This is a genomic window from Streptomyces sp. NPDC049687 (assembly GCF_044465285.1).
Taxonomy (GTDB): domain Bacteria; phylum Actinomycetota; class Actinomycetes; order Streptomycetales; family Streptomycetaceae; genus Streptomyces.
Genome location: NZ_JBITLN010000001.1, coordinates 1,074,744 through 1,093,667, shown reverse-complemented (window position 1 = coordinate 1,093,667; position 18,924 = coordinate 1,074,744). Strand labels below are relative to the sequence as shown.

Annotated in this window: 19 protein-coding genes and 2 tRNA genes; 16 read left to right on the top strand and 5 right to left on the bottom strand. The window is 70.7% G+C overall.

Annotated features, from left to right (window positions below):
• Positions 1–21 precede the first annotated feature (21 nt).
• Positions 22–1,428 carry a polysaccharide pyruvyl transferase family protein gene (locus ACIBVL_RS04975; RefSeq protein ID WP_399091798.1) on the bottom strand — a complete coding sequence of 469 codons (1,407 nt, stop codon included), beginning with the start codon at positions 1,426–1,428 and terminating at the stop codon, positions 22–24.
• Positions 1,429–1,664: 236 nt separating this feature from the next.
• Between ACIBVL_RS04975 and proB the strand changes: the two genes are divergently transcribed.
• From proB to ACIBVL_RS04950, 5 genes are all read left to right on the top strand, one after another.
• Positions 1,665–2,771, top strand: a complete 1,107-nt coding sequence (proB, locus tag ACIBVL_RS04970; protein WP_399092076.1) for a glutamate 5-kinase — start codon at positions 1,665–1,667, stop codon at positions 2,769–2,771.
• Positions 2,772–2,932: 161 nt separating this feature from the next.
• Positions 2,933–3,490: a hypothetical protein gene (locus ACIBVL_RS04965; protein WP_399091795.1), complete on the top strand. Its 558-nt coding sequence runs from the start codon at positions 2,933–2,935 to the stop codon at positions 3,488–3,490.
• A gap of 81 nt (positions 3,491–3,571) precedes the next feature.
• Positions 3,572–4,858 (top strand): glutamate-5-semialdehyde dehydrogenase, encoded by a 1,287-nt coding sequence (locus tag ACIBVL_RS04960; RefSeq protein WP_399091792.1) that lies wholly within the window; start codon positions 3,572–3,574, stop codon positions 4,856–4,858.
• A 75-nt stretch (positions 4,859–4,933) separates the two neighbouring features.
• Positions 4,934–5,518 (top strand): hypothetical protein, encoded by a 585-nt coding sequence (locus tag ACIBVL_RS04955; protein WP_399091789.1) that lies wholly within the window; start codon positions 4,934–4,936, stop codon positions 5,516–5,518.
• Positions 5,519–5,630: 112 nt separating this feature from the next.
• On the top strand, positions 5,631–6,701 hold the full coding sequence (locus ACIBVL_RS04950; protein WP_399091786.1) for a hypothetical protein: 1,071 nt from the start codon (positions 5,631–5,633) through the stop codon (positions 6,699–6,701).
• 73 nt (positions 6,702–6,774) lie between these two features.
• On the opposite strand, the gene ACIBVL_RS04945 is transcribed toward ACIBVL_RS04950, so the two are convergent.
• Positions 6,775–7,902 carry a M48 family metallopeptidase gene (locus ACIBVL_RS04945; RefSeq protein ID WP_399092073.1) on the bottom strand — a complete coding sequence of 376 codons (1,128 nt, stop codon included), beginning with the start codon at positions 7,900–7,902 and terminating at the stop codon, positions 6,775–6,777.
• 145 nt (positions 7,903–8,047) lie between these two features.
• On the opposite strand from ACIBVL_RS04945, the gene ACIBVL_RS04940 reads away from it, so the two are divergent.
• From ACIBVL_RS04940 to ACIBVL_RS04910, 7 genes are all read left to right on the top strand, one after another.
• The gene (locus tag ACIBVL_RS04940; protein ID WP_399091783.1) at positions 8,048–8,200 is read left to right on the top strand and encodes a hypothetical protein; all 153 of its coding nucleotides are present in this window, start codon (positions 8,048–8,050) and stop codon (positions 8,198–8,200) included.
• A 145-nt stretch (positions 8,201–8,345) separates the two neighbouring features.
• Complete coding sequence (locus ACIBVL_RS04935) at positions 8,346–8,510, top strand: hypothetical protein (RefSeq protein ID WP_399091780.1); 165 nt, start codon at positions 8,346–8,348, stop codon at positions 8,508–8,510.
• 79 nt (positions 8,511–8,589) lie between these two features.
• Entirely contained in the window at positions 8,590–9,219 is a 630-nt protein-coding gene (nadD, locus tag ACIBVL_RS04930; RefSeq protein WP_399091777.1) for a nicotinate-nucleotide adenylyltransferase, read from the top strand.
• Between the two features lie 16 nt (positions 9,220–9,235).
• Positions 9,236–11,014 carry a LytR C-terminal domain-containing protein gene (locus tag ACIBVL_RS04925; protein WP_399091774.1) on the top strand — a complete coding sequence of 593 codons (1,779 nt, stop codon included), beginning with the start codon at positions 9,236–9,238 and terminating at the stop codon, positions 11,012–11,014.
• Between the two features lie 142 nt (positions 11,015–11,156).
• Positions 11,157–11,603 (top strand): ribosome silencing factor, encoded by a 447-nt coding sequence (gene rsfS, locus ACIBVL_RS04920; protein WP_399091771.1) that lies wholly within the window; start codon positions 11,157–11,159, stop codon positions 11,601–11,603.
• Complete coding sequence (locus tag ACIBVL_RS04915; RefSeq protein ID WP_399091768.1) at positions 11,600–12,271, top strand: histidine phosphatase family protein; 672 nt, start codon at positions 11,600–11,602, stop codon at positions 12,269–12,271. The genes rsfS and ACIBVL_RS04915 overlap by 4 nt, the downstream gene beginning before the upstream one ends.
• Before the next feature lie 101 nt (positions 12,272–12,372).
• A tRNA-Ala gene (locus tag ACIBVL_RS04910) sits at positions 12,373–12,445 on the top strand.
• A gap of 90 nt (positions 12,446–12,535) precedes the next feature.
• Here the strand turns inward: ACIBVL_RS04910 and ACIBVL_RS04905 are convergent.
• Positions 12,536–13,369: a helix-turn-helix transcriptional regulator gene (locus ACIBVL_RS04905; protein ID WP_399092070.1), complete on the bottom strand. Its 834-nt coding sequence runs from the start codon at positions 13,367–13,369 to the stop codon at positions 12,536–12,538.
• Between the two features lie 214 nt (positions 13,370–13,583).
• Between ACIBVL_RS04905 and ACIBVL_RS04900 the strand changes: the two genes are divergently transcribed.
• The 4 genes from ACIBVL_RS04900 (at position 13,584) to ACIBVL_RS04885 (ending at position 15,682) form a co-directional block, all read left to right on the top strand.
• Positions 13,584–15,008, top strand: coding sequence for an MFS transporter (locus tag ACIBVL_RS04900; RefSeq protein ID WP_399091765.1), 1,425 nt, complete (start codon positions 13,584–13,586; stop codon positions 15,006–15,008).
• A 69-nt stretch (positions 15,009–15,077) separates the two neighbouring features.
• Positions 15,078–15,251 carry a hypothetical protein gene (locus ACIBVL_RS04895; protein ID WP_399091762.1) on the top strand — a complete coding sequence of 58 codons (174 nt, stop codon included), beginning with the start codon at positions 15,078–15,080 and terminating at the stop codon, positions 15,249–15,251.
• Positions 15,252–15,254: 3 nt separating this feature from the next.
• Positions 15,255–15,488 carry a hypothetical protein gene (locus ACIBVL_RS04890; protein WP_003976229.1) on the top strand — a complete coding sequence of 78 codons (234 nt, stop codon included), beginning with the start codon at positions 15,255–15,257 and terminating at the stop codon, positions 15,486–15,488.
• 121 nt (positions 15,489–15,609) lie between these two features.
• Positions 15,610–15,682 (top strand) — tRNA-Ala (locus tag ACIBVL_RS04885).
• Between the two features lie 128 nt (positions 15,683–15,810).
• On the opposite strand, the gene ACIBVL_RS04880 is transcribed toward ACIBVL_RS04885, so the two are convergent.
• A complete protein-coding gene (locus ACIBVL_RS04880; RefSeq protein ID WP_399091759.1) occupies positions 15,811–17,421 on the bottom strand; it encodes an NADH-ubiquinone oxidoreductase-F iron-sulfur binding region domain-containing protein in 1,611 nt (536 codons plus the stop codon).
• Positions 17,418–18,722, bottom strand: coding sequence for a cytochrome b/b6 domain-containing protein (locus tag ACIBVL_RS04875; protein WP_399091757.1), 1,305 nt, complete (start codon positions 18,720–18,722; stop codon positions 17,418–17,420). The genes ACIBVL_RS04880 and ACIBVL_RS04875 overlap by 4 nt, the downstream gene beginning before the upstream one ends.
• Positions 18,723–18,924 lie beyond the last annotated feature (202 nt).

Below are 18,924 nucleotides of genomic sequence, written 5' to 3'. Positions count from 1 at the left end.
TGTACGGCGACGGGGCCGGCGTTACTTCGACGGCTTCAGCGCTCGCCGCAGCGGGCCGCCCACCACGCGTCGGGCACGGCGGTAGATCGAGGGCGCCGGGACGATCGCCGTGGCCTTGGCGGCGGCCTTCGCCCCGGCCGCCCGGGACTTCGCCAGCTCGCGCTTCAACTGCGCGTTGTCGGTGTCCAGTTCGGTGATGCGCTGCTGCAGCCAGCCGAACCGGCTCGTCAGCGAGGCGAGATCCGCGTCGATCCAGGGGCGCACACCCGCAGGGAAGTTCAGCTTGCGCAGCTTCTCCTCGAAGTCCGCGCCGCCGTCGCCGTGCGTGAAGGTGTTCTCCAGCCCGTTCTTGTCGAGGAACGAGGTGAACCGGTCGAACCGCTCCCGGTGGTTGCCGGTCAGCGCGCCGAAGTCGGCCTCCTCGTACAGCACCGCCGCGTCGACGTCCGAGGGCACCTTGTCGAGCTGACGGTGCGGGATCTCGAAGTACCGGCACAGCTCCAGCGTCCGCGAGTCGCCGCACAGCACGGTCACCGGAGTGCCCGCGAGCAGCGCCGCGATGTTGCCGTGGATGCGCGAGCCGAAGGAGAAGTCGTACTCCTTGAGGTCGTCGATCCAGGTGACCGGGTCGACGTACACCCGGACCTTGCCCTCGCGGTACATCGGGTGGTCGGGGTGGGTCGGCATCTGCTTGATCTTCCCGGCCGGGGAGTCCACGTCCCGCCAGTGCAGCTGCCGGGCGTCGGTGAGGTTCTGGCCGATGAAGCACAGGTTCGGGTAGTGCGCGTGGGTGCGGGTGATGATCGGGTCGAGGCCCCCGGACCGCACCGCGCTGTGCGAACCGTTGACCGCGATCCGGGACTCCGGTGTGAGCGCCGCGGCCCGCTTCTCCACCTCGAGCCGGTCGCCGTACATAAACAGCGAGGGGCAGCCGATGATCTCGACGTCCTTGAAGCCCATGTCGGTCAGGTACTTCGCGGTGAACTCGCCGCGCACGCCGATGGAGGCACTGTGGTCCAGGACCGCCGAGACGAACTCCCGCACGGCCGGCTCCATGGCCTTCAGCCGCGCCGGGTCGTTGTCCAGGCCGGCCTGCGCACCGACGCCGAGCACCACGACCGGGATCTTCAGCTTCGATATGAGCTGCGTCAGCCGTCGCAGCGAGGCCTCGAAGGAGGGCCGGAACGCGTTGGCCAGCGGTACGACGAAGGCGTCGTACTCCTCGTTGATGCGTCCCGCCGCGCCCAGGGTGGTCGCGATGCCGTTGGACACGACCTCCGTGCTGCCGGGCACGGTGAGGATCTTGTGGGCGGCGTCACTGAAGATCAAGTTGCCGGCGTTGGTGGCGAAAACGTCGCGGTGGAGGGCTTCCTCGACGGGAACCACGTCGAAGGGGCTCTTCCCCGACCTGAGGAGTATGCGCTTCACAGGGCGAACTGTAGGTGACACAAACTTCAAAATAAATTTGTATTCCCTTCAGATTCCATGTGGAACCGGCACAACCTTTTTGCCGTATGCAACGCGTGAGCAAACGGTTACTGGAGGGTGACCGTCCGGGGACTGGAACCCGCGCGCGGCCTCCGGCCCCGTTCGCGTAGATTGCCAGAGGGGTCCGAAAGCTGCGCGAGGGGACGAAGAACAAGGTGGCAGGGGCAAGGCAGGCCGTGGGCGAGGCCCGCAGGATCGTCGTCAAGGTGGGCTCCTCGTCGCTGACCACCGCCTCCGGCGGTCTGGACGCCGACCGCGTCGACGCGCTCGTCGACGTCCTCGCCAAGAGCCGCAGCGGGGGGGAGCGTGAGATTGTTCTCGTGTCCTCCGGCGCCATCGCCGCGGGTCTCGCCCCGCTGGGCCTGCGTCGCCGCCCCAAGGACCTGGCCCGCCAGCAGGCCGCCGCCAGCGTCGGCCAGGGCCTGCTCGTCGCCCGCTACACCGCCTCCTTCGCCCGCTACGGCGTCCGCGTCGGGCAGGTGCTGCTGACCAGCGACGACATGAGCCGGCGCGCCCACCACCGCAACGCCTCCCGCACCCTCGACAAACTGCTCGCGATGGGCGCGTTCCCGATCGTCAACGAGAACGACACCGTCGCCACCGACGAGATCCGCTTCGGCGACAACGACCGCCTGGCCGCCCTCGTCGCCCACCTGGTCCACGCCGACCTGCTGGTTCTGCTGTCCGACGTCGACGGGGTCTACGACGGCGACCCGAGCCGGCCGGGCACCTCACGGATCGCACAGGTGCGGGGGCCGTCCGACCTCGAAGGCGTCGAGATCGGCAGCGCCGGAAAGGCGGGCGTCGGCACCGGCGGCATGGTCACCAAGGTCGAGGCCGCCCGGATCGCGGCCGCGGCCGGCATCCCGGTGGTCCTCACCAGCGCCGTGCACGCCGCCGACGCCCTCGCCGGCGGCGACACCGGCACCTACTTCCACCCCACCGGCAAGCGCTCCGCCGACCGGCTGCTGTGGCTGCAGCACGCGTCCACCCCGCAGGGCTCGCTCACCCTGGACGACGGCGCGGTCCGGGCGGTCGTCGACCGCCGCAAGTCGCTGCTGCCGGCCGGCATCGCCGGTGTCGAGGGCGAGTTCGTCGCGGGCGACCCCGTCGAGCTGCGGGACACCACCGGGCACGCCGTGGCGCGCGGACTCGTCAACTTCGACGCCAAGGAGATCCCCCGGCTGATCGGGCGGTCCACGCGCGAGCTGGCGCGCGAGCTGGGCGCGGAGTACGAGCGGGAGGTCGTACACCGCGACGACCTGGTCATCCTCCACCCCTGAGGCCGTCGAACGGCTGTCGCGCGAGGGCCTCGAACGGTCCGTACCGGTGGGGGACGTTCCGTGAAACCGCCCCAAGGAGCCCTGCGGCCTGCTCAACTTTGTCTCAGTGACAAGAACCCGCGGGACCCGTTCCGCACGAGCGCTGCGTAAAGGAGGCCGTCGTGAGACGAGTGCGCCCTGGGGTGGCAGCGGCCCGTGGGAGTACGAGTACGAGCGCCGTCGGCGCCGGCCGGGACGGCGGCGCCGGCCGGGAGGAGCGTGCGCTGACCAGCGTCGTCGCGGGCGAGCGGTACCGGGCCCAGGAGCGTGCGGGGGCCGCCGAGAAGAGCGAGGGCACGGAGAACCGCGAGAAACCCGAGCGCGCGCGCCCTTCCGACGCGCCCCGCCTGTGGCACGTCACCCTGAGCGTCTCCGGCGAGGAGGCCCCGCTCAAGGAGGTCAGGCGCGCCCTCGAACAGCTCGCCCACGACCACCCCTTCCTCCTGACCAGCCGATACGCCCACGATCACGCGGAGATCCGGTACTGGGAGGAGGCCCGCGACCTGCACGACGCGGCCGCCGTCGCCCTGCGCCTGTGGGGCGAGCACCGCCAGACGGCCGGGCTGCCGCCCTGGGAGATCGTCGGCCTGGAGGTCATCGACCGCCAGACCTACCATCAGCGCATCGCCGAGGGGTACGGCCCGGCCCCGGCGAGCCCCGTGGGGGTCCACCCGTTTTGACGCCTTCCGGTGTCTCGCCCGGGTGTCTCGGGGTGTGGGATGAACCGTGGACGCCTCAGCGCGGCGGACTACCCTTCCCGTATGACCACGCTCTCGCCGTACGACTCCATGTCCCCGGTCACCCAGGCCGCCTATCGCGCCAAGGCGGCCGCCGCCGACCTCGCGCCGCTGCCCCGGGCCACCAAGGACGACGCGCTGCTCGCCATCGCGGACGCGCTGGAGGTCCGTACGAGCGAGATCGTCGAGGCCAACGCCCGTGACATCGCCACGGCCCGCGAGGCAGGCACCAGCGAGGCGATCATCGACCGGCTGACCCTCACCCCGGAGCGGGTGCGAGCGATCGCCTCCGACGTCCGCGACGTCGTCGCGCTGCCCGACCCGGTCGGCGAGGTCGTCCGCGGCTCCACCCTCCCCAACGGCATCGACCTGCGCCAGGTCCGTGTCCCCCTCGGCGTGGTCGGCATCATCTACGAGGCCCGCCCGAACGTGACGGTGGACGCCGCCGCGCTCTGCCTGAAGTCCGGCAACGCGGTCCTGCTGCGCGGCTCCGCCTCCGCCTACGAGTCGAACGCCGCCCTCGTCCGGGTGATCCGCGACGCCGTCGGCGGCGCCGGGCTGCCCGCCGACGCCGTCCAGCTCGTGCCCGGCGAGAGCCGCGACAGCGTACGCGAGCTGATGCGGGCCCGAGGGCTGGTGGACGTGCTGATCCCGCGCGGTGGGGCCTCCCTCATCCAGACGGTCGTCTCCGAGTCCACCGTCCCGGTCATCGAGACCGGCACCGGCAACTGCCACGTCTACGTCGACGCCCAGGCCGACCTCGACATGGCGATCGACATCCTGATCAACTCCAAGGCCCAGCGGGTCAGCGTCTGCAACGCCGCCGAGACCCTCCTTGTCCACCAGGACATCGCCCCCGAGTTCCTGCCCCGCGCCCTCGACGCCCTCGCCGAGGCCGGCGTCACCGTCCACGCCGACGAACGCGTCATGGCGTACGCCAAGGACTCCAAGGCGACCGTCGTGGAGGCCACGGCCGAGGACTGGGAGACCGAGTACCTCTCCTACGACATCGCCGCGGCCGTCGTCGACTCGCTGGACAAGGCCGTCGAGCACATCCGGCTGTGGACCTCCGGCCACACCGAGGCCATCGTCACCACCTCCCAGCAGGCCGCCCGCCGCTTCACCCAGCTGGTCGACTCCACCACGGTGGCCGTGAACGCCTCCACCCGCTTCACCGACGGCGGCCAGTTCGGTTTCGGCGCGGAGATCGGCATCTCCACCCAGAAGCTGCACGCCCGCGGCCCGATGGGCCTGCCGGAGCTGACCAGCACCAAGTACATCGTCACGGGCGACGGGCACGTACGGCGCTGACGCGTTCGCCGGACCGGGCGGGTGCCGTGACAGGCGTCTCACCGGGCGGACGAATTTCCCCACCGTCTGCCCAAATTGATCCCCCAGGTCTACTCTGGATCCGTGCCGGAGGACGTGGGGGGTACGCCGTTCCCTGACGGCTGGGAGCCCGACGACGACCACGACCGCGGGGTGTCGGACGAAGAGTTCGCCTCCGTGGTCTTCGACGAGGCCTTCGTACGGGCGGCCGTGGTGCACGAGCCGACCGCCGTGGAACGCCTTCTGGCCGCCGCCGAGGCGAGAGCCGAGGCCTCAGAGGCCGAAGCCCGCCGGGCCCGCAGCGACCGCTTCGACGACGTGTACGGTCCCGACGGCCCGGGCGATTTCGGCCATGATCCGGACTTCGACGAGCTGGACTCCGACTACCCGGACGGCCGCTACCGCCCCGTGGGTCCGTACGGCAAGCAGGTCCGCTGGCACCGCCCCGTCGCCTGGATGCTCGCCGTGGTCATGGGCGTCGGCATGGTCGCGCTGGCCTTCGCCGCGGTCTACCGGGGCGCCTCCTCGGGCAGCCGGGACCAGATGCCGCCGCCCGCCACCACCGGACTCGAACAGGGGAGCGCGGCGCCCCCCTCCACCGACTACCAGCCACCGGTTTCGGCGGTCCCCCGCACACCCTGAGGGCGGGGACGGCGCGGGGCCCCGTCCAGCGCGTCGAACCTGGTGAGAACCTGTCAGAACTTGTCGCGCAGCAGGGCGTTTACCCGGGCTCCCCACGACCTACTCTGAAAGTATGGCCGGGCCTGGAGACCCACCGGAGGGGACACCCGAGGGCACTCCCGGAGGTGGAGAGGACGAGTACCGATCCGTCGTCTTCGACGAATCGTTCGTCCGTGCTGCCCGCCTGCAGGAGTACTCCGCGCAGGAGCGCATGACCGACCACACGCCCGCCGTACGGCGCCGCCCGCCTCTGCACAGGGGCCTGTCCCGGCAGGCACTGCTCCTGGTCCTGCTGATCGCCCTCGCCTTCGGCACCGCCATCTACATGGGTGTACGGAACCCGTACCAGAACTCGGCCGCGCGCCGGCCCGTGGAACCCCTGCGGATGACCGTCATCCCGCTCGCCCCGCAGGGCGCCGTGCCCGGCGACGCCGACGCGGAGTCACTGTTCGAGCACAGCCCCGCCGCGCAGTTCCGGATCGGCGCGGAGGGGATTCCGCTGCCGGCCTCCCGGCGCACCGCGCACTTCTCCGACGGCCAGGTCGTCACCGCCCTGACCACCGCCAAGGAGTACCTCGTGCGCTCCTCCCTGTACCCGGAGGTGCTCACCGGGCAGGAGGTGCAGCCGGTGCGCGGGCTGATCGACGCCGCCCAGCTCGACCAGTTCGACGAGAGCTTCAGCCACCCGGCCGCCGACGGCCGGCACGCGCCGACCGGCTGGCTGGTCCGCTTCGACCCCTCCCGGGCAGAGCTGGCCGACCGCCGGATCCGCGTCCAGGGCACCCTGACGGCCGCCGAGACCGACTCCTCCACCCTGGAGGTCACGGCCGACCACACCTTCGTGTACGCCCTGCGACCGGCCGGCGCCGACGCGAAGACCCCGGCCTCCCTGTTCACCGTCCGCCGTGAGCTGCACTTCCGCTTCGACCGCGACGACCTGCGCACCCACCAGGCCCAGCTGATCGTGTCCTACGTCCAGGCGGGTCCGCTGTCCTGCGCCGAGGACTCCACCAACCATCTGCGGCCGCTGCTGGCCGGCCAGACCGCCAAGGCAGGCGGCCCGGCCGGCACCGACCCCTACGCGACGGGCAGCGCGACGGCCCTGTGCGGGGCCCTGGCGCCGAGCGCGCAGCCGAAGGTGTGAGGCCCGTCCCACGGGTGCGCGAAGTGTCTCCCCGAGGGACGGGGCGGAGGGGCAGAGGGGCCAGAGGGGAGCGTCAGTCCTCGTCCCGTCGTGGGGTGTCCGTCGGACCGTCCGAGTCGTCCCCGGAGGAGCCGTTCGGACGGTCGTCCGAGGGGGCCGGGCCGGTGAAGCCGTCGAAGCCGCGGCGGACCCGGCCGCCGAGGCCGCCGGCCCCGCCCGCGATGTCGGTGACCAGCTTCATCAGCGGGTCCTTGGAGCTCTTGACGCTCGTCGCGTAGTGGGCGGCGGACTCGCGGAAGGAGTCCGAGACCGAGGTGTCCTTGTCCTCGGCGCGCCGCGGGTAGTGACCGTCCAGGAGCCGCTGGTAGTCGCGGGACTCGGCCCACTTCTTCAGCTCCGCCGCGCGGACCGTGGCGAAGGGGTGTGTGCGCGGCAGTACGTTCAGGATCTTGAGCACCGAGTCGCGCAGGTCGCCGCCCGCCTCGTACTCGTCCGCCTGCTGGAGGAACGCGTCCACGTTCATCTCGTGCAGGTGGTTGCCGCCCGCGAGCTTCATCAGGCCGCGCATCGAGGACCGCAGGTCCTGTCCGACGAGGAGACCGGCGCGGTCGGCGGACAGCTCCGACTTGCGGAACCACTCGCGCAGCGCGGTGACGATCGCCATGATCGCGATGCTCCCCAGCGGGATCCAGGCGACCCGGACGGCGAGGTTGGTCAGGAACAGCAGGATCGTGCGGTACAGCGCGTGCCCGGACAGGGCGTGCCCCACCTCGTGGCCGATCACGGCCCGCATCTCCTCCTCGTCGAGCAGCTCGACGAGCCCGGTGGTGACCACGATGATCGGCTCGTCCAGGCCGATGCACATCGCGTTCGGCTGCGGGTCCTGGTTGACGTACATCGGCGGGACCTTCTCCAGGTCCAGGATGTAACAGGCGTCCCGCAACATGTCGTTGAGGTGCGTGAACTGCTGGTCGGAGACCCGCACCGAATCGGACAGGAACAGCAGCCTCAGGCTCCGCTCGGGCAGTAGCCCGCTGAGCGCCTTGAACACGGTGTCGAAACCGCTCAGCTTGCGCAGTGCCACGAGGGCGGAGCGGTCGGCCGGGTGCTCGTACGCACGCGAGGAGATCCCCGGGAACCGCTTGCGCTGCCTGCTCGGCACGTTCTCGGAGCCATCGTTCTGGCGGCCGTCGTCGGACATGTACTCCCCCATGTGCGTCTGTGTGGCCCTTGGTTGTGCGGCCCGCCCTTTGCGGACCCTTGTGCGGCCCTTTGCGCCCCCGAAGCAGAGCCCAGCCTAGGCGGAGTTACCGTGGACGGGCACCACACCGAAGGAGTCCCGCGCCATGGAGCACCACTCCGCAGCCGCCTGGCTGACCGAGGCCGCCCAACAGCAGGGGGCGGGGAATCTGCTCCGTGTCGTGCTGATCGTGATGATCCTGGGCTGTGTGCTCACCGCGTGGTTCCTGCTGCGGGGCTACAAGCGGAAGGACGACTGAGTCCGCGGGAAGGTTCCCAATGGCGGAGTCGGCGTGATCGCCGCAGAGCCGCCCGCTTACGATGAGCCGACATCTTTATCCCGCCCTCCCCCACTCTCGACCTCGCTCGAGCGGGGGGACCACCATCGGATAGGTCCTGCCGAAGATGAGCCTTCACAGCGCCGCTGCCCAGCTGGTCACCCTCGCCGCCGAGGGCGAGGAGCACGGTGGCAACCACGAGAGCCTGAACCCGCTGGTCACCGGCGGCGGAGCGTTCCTCATCCTGCTGCTCCTGCTGTGGGTCACCACCCGCTTCAACCGCGACCGCTGAGGCACTCTGTGGTCATACCGGGATACTTCGGGCACCGGTCGGCCGGTGCCCTCAGGACGGGCCGGTAGGGTCTGCACGCATGGGAGAGCAGGACATGCCTACCGGCCGCCCGTCGAAGCCGGGCAAACGCCGCCTCGGCGTCATGGGCGGAACGTTCGATCCGATCCACCACGGACACCTCGTGGCGGCCAGTGAGGTCGCCGCGCAGTTCCACCTGGACGAGGTCGTGTTCGTCCCGACCGGCGAACCGTGGCAGAAGAGCCACCGCAGGGTCTCCCCGGCCGAGGACCGCTACCTGATGACGGTCATCGCGACCGCCGAGAACCCGCAGTTCTCCGTCAGCCGCATCGACATCGACCGCGGCGGCCCCACCTACACCGTGGACACCCTGCGCGACCTGCGGGCGCTCAACCCCGACACCGACCTCTTCTTCATCACCGGCGCCGACGCCCTCGGCCAGATCATCACCTGGCGCGACAGCGAGGAGCTGTTCTCCCTGGCACACTTCATCGGGGTGACCCGGCCCGGCCACCACCTCACGGACCCCGGTCTCCCGGAGGGCGGCGTCTCCCTCGTGGAGGTGCCCGCGCTCGCCATCTCCTCGACGGACTGCCGTGCGAGAGTCGCCAAGGGCGACCCCATCTGGTACATGGTGCCGGACGGAGTCGTGCGTTACATCGACAAGCGCGAGCTGTACCGCGGCGAGTGAGCCGAGAGGGGTACCGGTGAACGACCGATACGACGCGGGCTACGGGGGCGACCCGTACGAGCTCGTCGGCTACGACGAGTACGGCCGGCCCGTCTACCGGCAGGTGCCGTCCTCCCAGCTGCCCCAGCAGCAGGGCTACGACCCGTACGGGCACGAGGGACAGCACAGCCAGGGCTACGGCTACGACCCGTACACCACCGGCGGGCAGCAGCAGCCGCCCGTCTACGACCCGTACGACACCGGTCAGCAGCCGTCCACCCCCGCGTACGACACCGGCCGCCAGGCCCCCGTCGGCTACGACGCCTACGGCACCGGCGCCATCCCCGCCCAGGGCGGCTTCCCGACCGCCGCCCCCTACGACCCCTACGGGCAGACCTCCACCAGCGGTCAGCAGCCCAGGGTCGAACAGCCTCGCGTCGCCGAGCAGACCGCCTACATCCCGCAGCAGGCCGGCCCGGCCGAGGACGAGACGGACGGCCGGGGTGCCCCCGAGGCCTCGGAGCGGTCCCAACGCGAGTACCACACCGAGCAGTTCGCGTTCGTGGAGGAGCCCGACGGCGACTCCGAGGACGTCATCGACTGGCTGAACTTCACCGAGAACCGCACCGAGCGCCGCGAGGAGGCCAAGCGCCGGGCCCGCAGCCGGCTCGTCGCGCTCACGGTGGTTCTCGCCCTGCTCGCGGTCGGCGGCGTCGGCTACCTCTGGTACGCCGGGAAGCTGCCCGGCCTGTCGTCGTCCTCCGGCTCCAAGAGCGGCACCACCACCGCGAGCGCCGCCCAGAAGCGCGACGTGCTCGTCGTCCACCTGCACAACACCTCCGGCGGCGGCACCTCCACGGCCCTGCTCGTCGACAACACCACCACCAAGCAGGGCACCACCGTCCTGCTGCCCAACTCCCTCGTCCTCACCGACGAGGACGGCACCACGACGACCCTCGCCAAGTCCGTCGACGACGACGGCTCCGCCGGCACCCGCGACGCCCTGGACACCGTCCTCGGTACGGACATCCAGGGCACCTGGCGCCTGGACACCCCCTATTTGCAGAACCTCGTCGACCTCGTCGGCAACATCGAGGTCGACACCGACGCCGACGTGCCCGACCCGGCCGCCAAGAAGAAGGGCCAGGCCCCGCTCGTCAACAAGGGCAAGGACCAGACCCTCAGCGGCAAGATGGCCGTCGCCTATGCCACCTACCGCGCCTCCGGCGAGGCCCAGAACGCCCAGCTGGAGCGGTTCGGCCAGGTCATGCAGGGCGTGCTGCGCAAGGTCTCCTCGGACCCGACGGCGGCGACGACCACCGTGCAGACGCTGGCGCAGATCCTGGACCCTCCCCTCACCGACAAGGATCTCGGCGCCTTCCTCGCCAGGCTCTCCGACCTCGCCAAGGGCGGCGACTTCAAGACCGCCCTGCTGCCCGTCCAGGCCGACGGCACGCTGAGTGCCGAGGGCAGCGCCGATGTGGTCAAGGACGTCCTCGGCGGCACCGCGAAGAGCCCCGACAAGGACGCGGCCGTCAGTGTCTCCGTCCGGAACGCCGGCGGCACCAAGGCCGACACCGAGGACGCCCGCGTGACCCTCCTCAACGGCGGCTTCACCTTCCTGGACGGAGGCACGGCGCCGAGCACCCAGGCCACCTCCCAGGTGCTCTACTCGGATGCCGCCGACAAGGAGAACGCCATCGAGGTCGCCAAGACCCTGGGCCTGCCCACCAGCACCGTGAAGAAGGGCAAGGCCTCCGGCAACGCGGACGTCACGGTCGTCCTGGGCCAGGACTACAAGCCCTCCTCGTCCTAGTGCCTGCCGCGGCACTGGCCAGGGCGTGGTTCGCCCTGGCCGGAGCACCCCGTCCGGCCCTGTGATCCCTTATTCACGTGGGGTGCCGTCGGCGGTCCGTGAGACCCTTGAGGGCAAACGACCGCCGACGGAAAGCCGCGTAGTGACCGCCACCGACCGCTCCATCGAGCTCATCCACACCGCCGCCCAGGCGGCAGCCGACAAGCTCGCGCACGACATCATCGCCTACGACGTCAGCGATGTGCTGTCGATCACGGACGCCTTCCTGCTGGCCTCCGCGCCCAACGACCGCCAGGTCAAGTCGATCGTCGACGAGATCGAGGAGCGCCTCCACGAGAAACTCGGCGCCAAGCCGGTGCGCCGCGAGGGCGACCGCGACGCCCGCTGGATCCTGCTCGACTACGTCGACATCGTCGTCCACGTCCAGCACAGCGAGGAGCGCGTCTTCTACGCCCTTGAGCGGCTGTGGAAGGACTGCCCCGAGCTCGACCTGCCCGAGGACGCCCAGGCGACCCGCGGCAAGGCCGCGGAGTACGCCAAGCTGCGGGCCGAGGAGGACGAGACCGCCGGCTTCGGGGAGCTGCGGTGAGCGCCCCCGCGCAGGCCGTCGACCGCCGGCCGGGCCGGGGCCGCCGCGTCATCCTCTGGCGGCACGGCCAGACCGCCTGGAACGTGGAGCGCCGCTTCCAGGGCACCACGGACGTCGAGCTGACCGAGACCGGCGTGGCCCAGGCCCGCCGCGCCGCCCGGCTGCTCGCCTCCCTCCAGCCCGACGCAATCGTCGCCTCGGACCTCTCGCGCGCCGTGAACACCGCCGCCGAGCTGGCCGTGCTCACCGGCCTGGAGGTCACCCTCGACGAGGCTCTGCGGGAGACCTACGCGGGCGTGTGGCAGGGGCTGACCCACGAGGAGATCATCGCCCGGCACGGCGAGGAGTACTCGGCGTGGAAGCGCGGTGAACCGGTCCGCCGCGGCGGCGGCGAACTGGAGACCGAGGTCGCCGACCGCGCCGCTCCCGTCGTGCTGCGGCACGCCGAGAAGATCCCCGAGGACGGCACGCTCGTCGTCGTCAGCCACGGCGGCACCATCCGCACCACCATCGGCCGCCTCCTCGGCCTGGAGGCGCACAACTGGGAGAGCCTCGGCGGCCTCTCCAACTGCTGCTGGTCCGTCCTCGGCGAGGGCGCCCGCGGCTGGCGCCTCCTCGAGCACAACGCCGGCACCCTGCCGGAACCGGTGCTCGGCGACGACGACTGAGCGGTCCGAGGCGGGCCCACGACCCGGATTTCACTTTCCGGCAGGTCGCAGGCTAAAGTTCTTCTTGTTCGCCCCGCCGAGCGGGGCAACGAAGAACACCAGGGGCTATAGCTCAGTTGGTAGAGCGCCTGCATGGCATGCAGGAGGTCAGGAGTTCAATTCTCCTTAGCTCCACTGGTCGACACTCTGTTGAGTTGTCAAAGATCGGTTCGGAAGATCCCGTCCCCCAGGGGGCGGGATTTTTCATAGCCCTCCTGTCGGGTGTCAGGGCTCCTCCGGCGTGTAGACCACGATCCGGCACTCCGGCATCCCGTCGATCGACAACGACGTGGACGTCATCCGCAGCTCGCCCCCGGCCGGATTCCGGAAGATCTTCACCCGCCGCCCCGGCTCCGCCACGTCACCCGTCCTCCACAGCCGCGCGAAGAGGGGGCTCGCCGCGGACAGCTTGCGTATGAACCCCTCCCACGACGGCTCCCCGGCATGCAGCCCGTACGCCGCCCGCAGGGTCGCCACCATCACGGGAAGCTCCAACTCGCGGTGCAGCAGCGGGCAGTTTTCCTCCCGGGCCGTGAACAGCCGCCAGAGCGCGTTCAGCGGTGCCCGCGAGGCGATGTCCGCCGAGGTGAAGAACAGGTCCCGGTAGACGGCGTTGGCGGCGAGGATGTCGTACCGCGAGTTGTAGACGACCGCCGGGCGGGGCGCGAGGGCATCGATGATGCCCTGGATCTCCGCACCCACGTTCTGGATCAGGGCCTCCGGCGTCGCCGCGTAGGGCACCTCGGCCAGGTGGTACAGATGCTCCCGCTCCGGCGGGTCCAGCCGCAGCGTGCGCGCCACGGCGTCCAGGACCTGCGCCGACGCGTTGATCGGCCGGCCCTGCTCCAGCCAGGTGTACCAGGTCACCCCCACCCCCGAGAGCTGCGCGACCTCCTCGCGCCGCAGCCCCGGTGTACGGCGGCGCAACCCCGGGGGCATCCCGACGTCGGCCGGTGTCACCCGAGCCCGCCTGCTGCGCAGAAAAGCGGCCAGCTCGGGCCGGCGCCGGTGTGCCGCCCCCGTCGTACTCCCCGTCTCCGGCCTCGTCTGTGTTCCCATCGTCACGTCCCCCATGGTCGATGTCCCGACCGTCCCCTGACAGGTGCTGTCAGTACCAGCATCGGCAGGCACTCGGCACCCGTACCGGAGCGTCGTCAGGCTCAACGGCATGACGACGACATCCCGGACGAGCCCGGGTCCCGCCCCTGTTTCACGTCCTGCCCCCAGTAAAGCGCCCGGCACTGACAAACGGCCTCGGCGGCTGCTGGCGGTCGTGCTCGCGGCCCAGTTCATGGCCCTGCTCGACGTCTTCATCGTGAACGTCGCGGCCCCCACCATCGGTTCCGACCTGCACGCGTCCGGCGCCGACCTCCAACTGGTCGTGGCCGGCTACGCCATCACCTACTCCGTGCTGCTGATCACCGGCGCCCGGCTCGGCGACCGGTTCGGCCACGGCCGGGTCCACCTCGTCGGTCTTGCCCTCTTCACGTCCGCCTCGCTGGCCTGCGGGCTGGCCCGGGGCAGCACCGAGCTGATCGTCTTCCGGCTGGTGCAGGGGGCCGGGGCGGCGGTGATGATTCCGCAGGTGCTCAGCCTGATCCAGCGCGCCTTCACCGGCGAGGCCCGGGTGCGGGCGCTCGGCGCCTACTCGGCGGTCCTCGCCGTCGGCGCGGCGGCCGGGCAGGTGCTGGGCGGTGTCCTGGTCGACGCCGACCTGCTGGGCACCGGCTGGCGCCCGGTGTTCCTGGTGAACGTGCCGGTGGGTCTCGTCCTGCTGGCAGCCGGACGGCGCGTCCTGCCGCGCGACGGCGGATGGGTGCGGGATGGGGCGGGCGAAGGCGGTTGGGCGCGGGAAGAGGCGCGGGAGGGCGGAGAGGCGCGTGAAAGGGAGCGCGCTCTGGACGGGCCCGGACTGGTGCTGCTCGGCGCGGCCGTGTCCCTGGTCACGGTGCCGCTCGTGCTCGGGCAGGAGGAGGAATGGCCGCTGTGGTCCTGGCTGTCCCTGGCCGCCGGCGCGCTTCTCTTCGCCCTGTTCGGCGGTTACGAGTCCCGGCTGGCCCGGCGCGGCGGCGCTCCGCTGATCGCTCCCCGCGTGCTGCGCCACCCGGGCATGGGCCTCGCCGTCCTGCGCATCGCGGCCGTCATGGCGGTCAACGGCGGCTTCCTGTTCGTACTCACCCTGCATGTGCAGGGCGGCCTCGGCTACAGCGCGCTGCGGGCCGGTCTGACCTTCGCGCCGACCGCGGTCGTCTTCGGCGTGGTCGGCCTGACGTGGCGCCGGTGGCCCGTTTCCTGGCAACGGGCCCTGGTCCCGGCGGGGTTCACCCTCACCGCGGTGTCCGTGGCAGGCGTGGGGCTGGCCTTCGAGGGCGGCGACGGCGGAGGCGCATGGGTGTACGGGGCGTATCCTGGCGTGGGCGCCGGGCTCGCGCTCGCCTTCAGCCCCACGCTCACCCGGGCGCTGGCCGCCGTGCGGCCCGAGGACGCGGCGGACGCCAGCGGTCTGCTCGCCACGGTGACCCAGCTCGGCCAGCTGATCGGGGTGGCGGCCTTCGGCACACTGTTCCTCAACCGGCTTGAGTCACTTGGGGCCCCAGAGGCGTATACCTCTTCGAAAGCGCTTCTCACATGCATGTTCGCGCTCGCTGCGACAGCCGCGCTGGGTGCCGTGTCCGGACTGGTACTGAGGCGTCGCTGACCGTATCGGTCCGGTCGTGGCAGAATCAAACGGCCGGAAGGGGGCGCGGCCCGACGGGAGGGAGTAGCGATGCCTGCGAGCATCCTCGGAGAGGTCGGCCACCTCTTCGAAGCAGCGTTGACACGGAACAAGGCCACCCGGCTCAGCTGCCCCTCCTGTGGTTCCGCCTTCGTGGCCCAAGTCCTCGGGGACAACGGCGGAATTTCCTACGTGTGCACGGCCTGCGGCCACAGCTGGAGCTGATCGATGGGTGCACACAGGCGGAAGTGCGACTGGTGCGGCAGTGGCACCCCGATCGTCCGCGACATGGAACCGGTGAATCCCGACTACCAGTACTGGTGCGAGGAATGCGCGCGGGCGCTGATCATAAAGGGCGACCCGATCGAGACGTACCGCGAGCTGGAGGGCGAGCCGATCTACGGCCGGCTCCTCGAGGAGCACTGCACGCTCAAGCGGTTCTATTCGTTCGTCACCGCTTGACCTGAGACCTTTGCCGGGCACTCCGGGCAAATCGGGCAGGGGTGAAATCGATTTGGTTCTCCTGCGGGAGGACCGGTAATGTTGGCGTCGCCGCCGGGGAAACCCGGAAGCAACGCCGCAAGGGGCTATAGCTCAGTTGGTAGAGCGCCTGCATGGCATGCAGGAGGTCAGGAGTTCAATTCTCCTTAGCTCCACAGAAGTCGAGGGCGGACCATCCGGTTGGATGGTCCGCCCTCGATGCATGTCCGCGCGGATTCCCGAGGCCCGGGAAAGGCGACGGCGGGTCACCGACTTCGGTGGCCCGCCGTTGGCGCGTTCAGGTTCAGCGGCCGAGGGCGCGGCGGCCGCGGCCCTGGGAGAGGACCGGCAGATTGCGGGAGGGCGCCTGCGAGCGGGTGTCCTCCTCGAGGCGCAGGGCGAGGGCCGGGCAGCGGCGAACCGCGCGCAGCGCCTTCGCCTCGGCGTAGCGCGGCACCTTTGCCTGCGCCACCGTGGGGAAGCCGTCGGCGCCCAGCTGGAAGACCTCGGGGAGGATGTCCGCGCACAGACCGTGGCCGCGGCACAGCGTCCAGTCCACGAAGATCTTCTGACGGCTGTCGCCGGTCTCCTGGGGCGCTCCGCCGCTGGAGATGCCCGCCGGGAGCATGCCGTCCTCGAAGAGCGGGAGAACGCCCTCCACGGGCCGTCCGCAGCCGTTTCCGAGGACGTGCGCCGCGAGGTCGTCGGTGAAGGCCTTGATGGTGGACTCGAGGAACATCGCGGAGCCGTCGGGGTGCGAGCACGCGCCGCGCCGCTTGACGTTCTTGGCGACCTGCTTGAGGGCCTCCAGGGCGGCCGGGCCGCCGCCGTTGAGGATGTCCTCCATGCCGCGCGCGGCGGCCGGCAGGCCGAGGTAGCAGGGACCGCACTGTCCCGCGCTCTCCTCCGCCAGCCACTGCGCCACCCGCAGCGACTCGCCCAGCGGACAGGTCTCCTGACTGATCGGCAGGATCGCGCCGGCGCCGAGGGCGCCGCCCACCGCGTCCAGTGAGTTGCGGGAGACGATCGCCTCGTTGACCGTCGCCGCGTCGATCCACTTGCCGTGGTAGCCGCCGGTCAGCACGCCCTGGGGGACCGGCGGGGCGCCGGCGAGCTGAAGGACGTAGCGCAGCGGGACGCCGGTGGGGACCTCGATCACCATGGGGCGGGCGACCGCGCCGGAGACGGTCAGCATGACGGTGCCGGGCTCGTCGTAGAGGCCGGTGTTGCCGTAGCGCTCGGGGCCGATGCGGGCGGCGATCGCCAACTGGGCGAACGTCTCGGCGTTGGACAGCAGGGTCGGTGCACCGCCGACTCCGCTCTGGGAGGCGCTGGTCTTGCGGCCGGGCGGAATCGCCGGGCCGCCGTCGATGGAGCGGATCAGCGACGCGGCCGCGCCGGTGACCATGCGGATCGGGTTGCGCTGGACGAACGCCTTCAGCGCCGAGCGGCGGCCGTTGCTCAGACCGCGCTCGGCCAGCGCCGCCTCCATGGAGCGCTCCGTCGACTCCCGGGTGACCCCCACCACGAGCGTGCGGGCACCCAGCGCCTCCGCGACCAGCAGCGCGCCGTCCAGGATGAGGTGCGGGGCACGGTTGATCAGCACCGTGTCCTTGCGACAGGCGGGTTCGTCCTCGCTGCCGTTGACGACGACGACCGGCCGTACGCCCCGCTTGATCGCCGCGTCGGCGACCGAACGCAGCTTCTTGTGGAACGGGAAGCCGGCGCCCCCGCGGCCCTTGAGGTTGATGCGCTCGGAGAGCTGCGCCAGCTTCTCTCCGCCCATGGGTTCAAGCGGCCCATGCACCTTCAGGTGCATGGGCAGATCGAGTCTCTCGACAAGGTCGAAGCCCGACGTGAGCTGCGGAAGGCCGACCACGCGGACTTCTGGGACGTCGGGCAGGGCCTCGTTCACCTATAGCCTCCGGAAGGCGTGTTCCAAGGTTCGCCCGAACCCGGATTGTCGAAGGACGCTCCGGGGGATGGTTCACTGGCGGGACCGCTGTTGTACGTGTCATTCGAGTTGTACGTGCCGTACTGGGTGTTCGTCTCACCGGTGTCGTACACATCACGTCCGCCGTAGCCGCCGGTGCCCGAATTGCCATAGACCGGGATGTTGAATCCGGTGTCCTGGAGCGGGTCGTAGGCCGACGGGGGTGCCTCGCCGACGGGCGGCGGGGACGGGATCGGCCAGCTGCCCGAGGTGCTGCCGCCGCTGTCCATGCGCGGGATCGCCTCCGTGGCCTGCATGTCGAACGGCATGTTCATCCGCGCGGTCTGGTCGGCTGCGGCGTAAGACTGCTGCTGGCTCGGCGTGTTGACGGTGCGGTAGGCGGCCGCGAAGCCGTTCGCGGTCTCCGCGGGGGCCGGAGTGCCGAACAGCGGGGAGCCCGTCGTGTCGGGCCCGGACGACCGGGACGGCCGGCCCTCGTAGCCGGGCAGCGACCCGGTGTCACCGCCCCGCGGGCGCGGCCCGGACTCCGCCACCCGCGAGCGGGAGGCCTCCAGGCCGTCCATGCCGTAGCGGTCCTGGGTGCCCATCAGCATGGCGACCTGGTCGGCGACCCTGCGCTTGAACTGGCGCGGGGCGGCACGCAGAGCGAGCGCGGCCATGACGCCGACCAGGCACAGCTGGTAGGAGATCAGGAAGAACGGCTTCGCCGCGCGTCCCGCGTACAGGCCGTGGATCAGGGCCGCGCACAGCGCCGGGTAGGCCAGCATGTGCATGGCACGCCAGCGGGCGGCGACCTCGGCCGGGGCCGCGAACCGGTTCCGCAGCGCGCCGGTGATGCCCACGAAGATCATGAGCAGGCCGGCCGTGGAACCGAGGCCGATCAGACCGCCGATCCCGGTGACGCCCTGGGAGAACGGGATGATCGCGGCGAGCAGGACGGTGTGCTGCAGGGCGATCTTGACGGTGATGTGCACCAGCAGGAAGGCGATCGAGGCGACGGCGGTCACCCGGTGGATGGCCTGCGCGACGATCCTCTGGCGGGTGTTGAGGATCAGCCGGTCCTGGGCGACCAGGCCCCAGATGACCGAACAGGTGAGGCACACCAGCGAGAGCACACCCGCACCGAAGTTGAGGAACGCCTGGACTTGGTCACCGCCCGCGAGCACGACCACGGGTATGAGGACCAGGACGACAGCCGAGGCCACCCCATAGGCCGACCGGCCGGGCTTGGGGATCGAGCTGTTACTGAGAAGAGGGTTCATGGGGGCAACTCCGAGCAGTTTCGGGAAAGCGGTCCCGCTGCCGAACTCTAAGCGGCTCCATACCGATGGGTACGCGGTTTGAGTTATTGCGTTGTTATCAAGTGACAAGCTGGGCGGGACGATGTCCCCTTAGTGGCTGTTACGCGAAGTAATCCTTGACCTTTGTTCAACTTCGGCCGGGTGTGCCCGGTGTCCGTAGGTC

Bases quoted from the DNA above. Each gene is read 5' to 3' on its own strand.
- ACIBVL_RS04905 (WP_399092070.1), bottom strand. From the start codon at position 13,369: ATGGGAACACAGACGAGGCCGGAGACGGGGAGTACGACGGGGGCGGCA.
- ACIBVL_RS04935 (WP_399091780.1), top strand. From the start codon at position 8,346: ATGAGCCTTCACAGCGCCGCTGCCCAGCTGGTCACCCTCGCCGCCGAG.
- ACIBVL_RS04960 (WP_399091792.1), top strand. From the start codon at position 3,572: ATGACCACGCTCTCGCCGTACGACTCCATGTCCCCGGTCACCCAGGCC.
- ACIBVL_RS04950 (WP_399091786.1), top strand. From the start codon at position 5,631: ATGGCCGGGCCTGGAGACCCACCGGAGGGGACACCCGAGGGCACTCCC.
- ACIBVL_RS04940 (WP_399091783.1), top strand. From the start codon at position 8,048: ATGGAGCACCACTCCGCAGCCGCCTGGCTGACCGAGGCCGCCCAACAG.
- ACIBVL_RS04875 (WP_399091757.1), bottom strand. From the start codon at position 18,722: ATGAACCCTCTTCTCAGTAACAGCTCGATCCCCAAGCCCGGCCGGTCG.
- ACIBVL_RS04945 (WP_399092073.1), bottom strand. From the start codon at position 7,902: ATGTCCGACGACGGCCGCCAGAACGATGGCTCCGAGAACGTGCCGAGC.
- ACIBVL_RS04895 (WP_399091762.1), top strand. From the start codon at position 15,078: ATGCCTGCGAGCATCCTCGGAGAGGTCGGCCACCTCTTCGAAGCAGCG.
- nadD (WP_399091777.1), top strand. From the start codon at position 8,590: ATGGGAGAGCAGGACATGCCTACCGGCCGCCCGTCGAAGCCGGGCAAA.
- ACIBVL_RS04890 (WP_003976229.1), top strand. From the start codon at position 15,255: ATGGGTGCACACAGGCGGAAGTGCGACTGGTGCGGCAGTGGCACCCCG.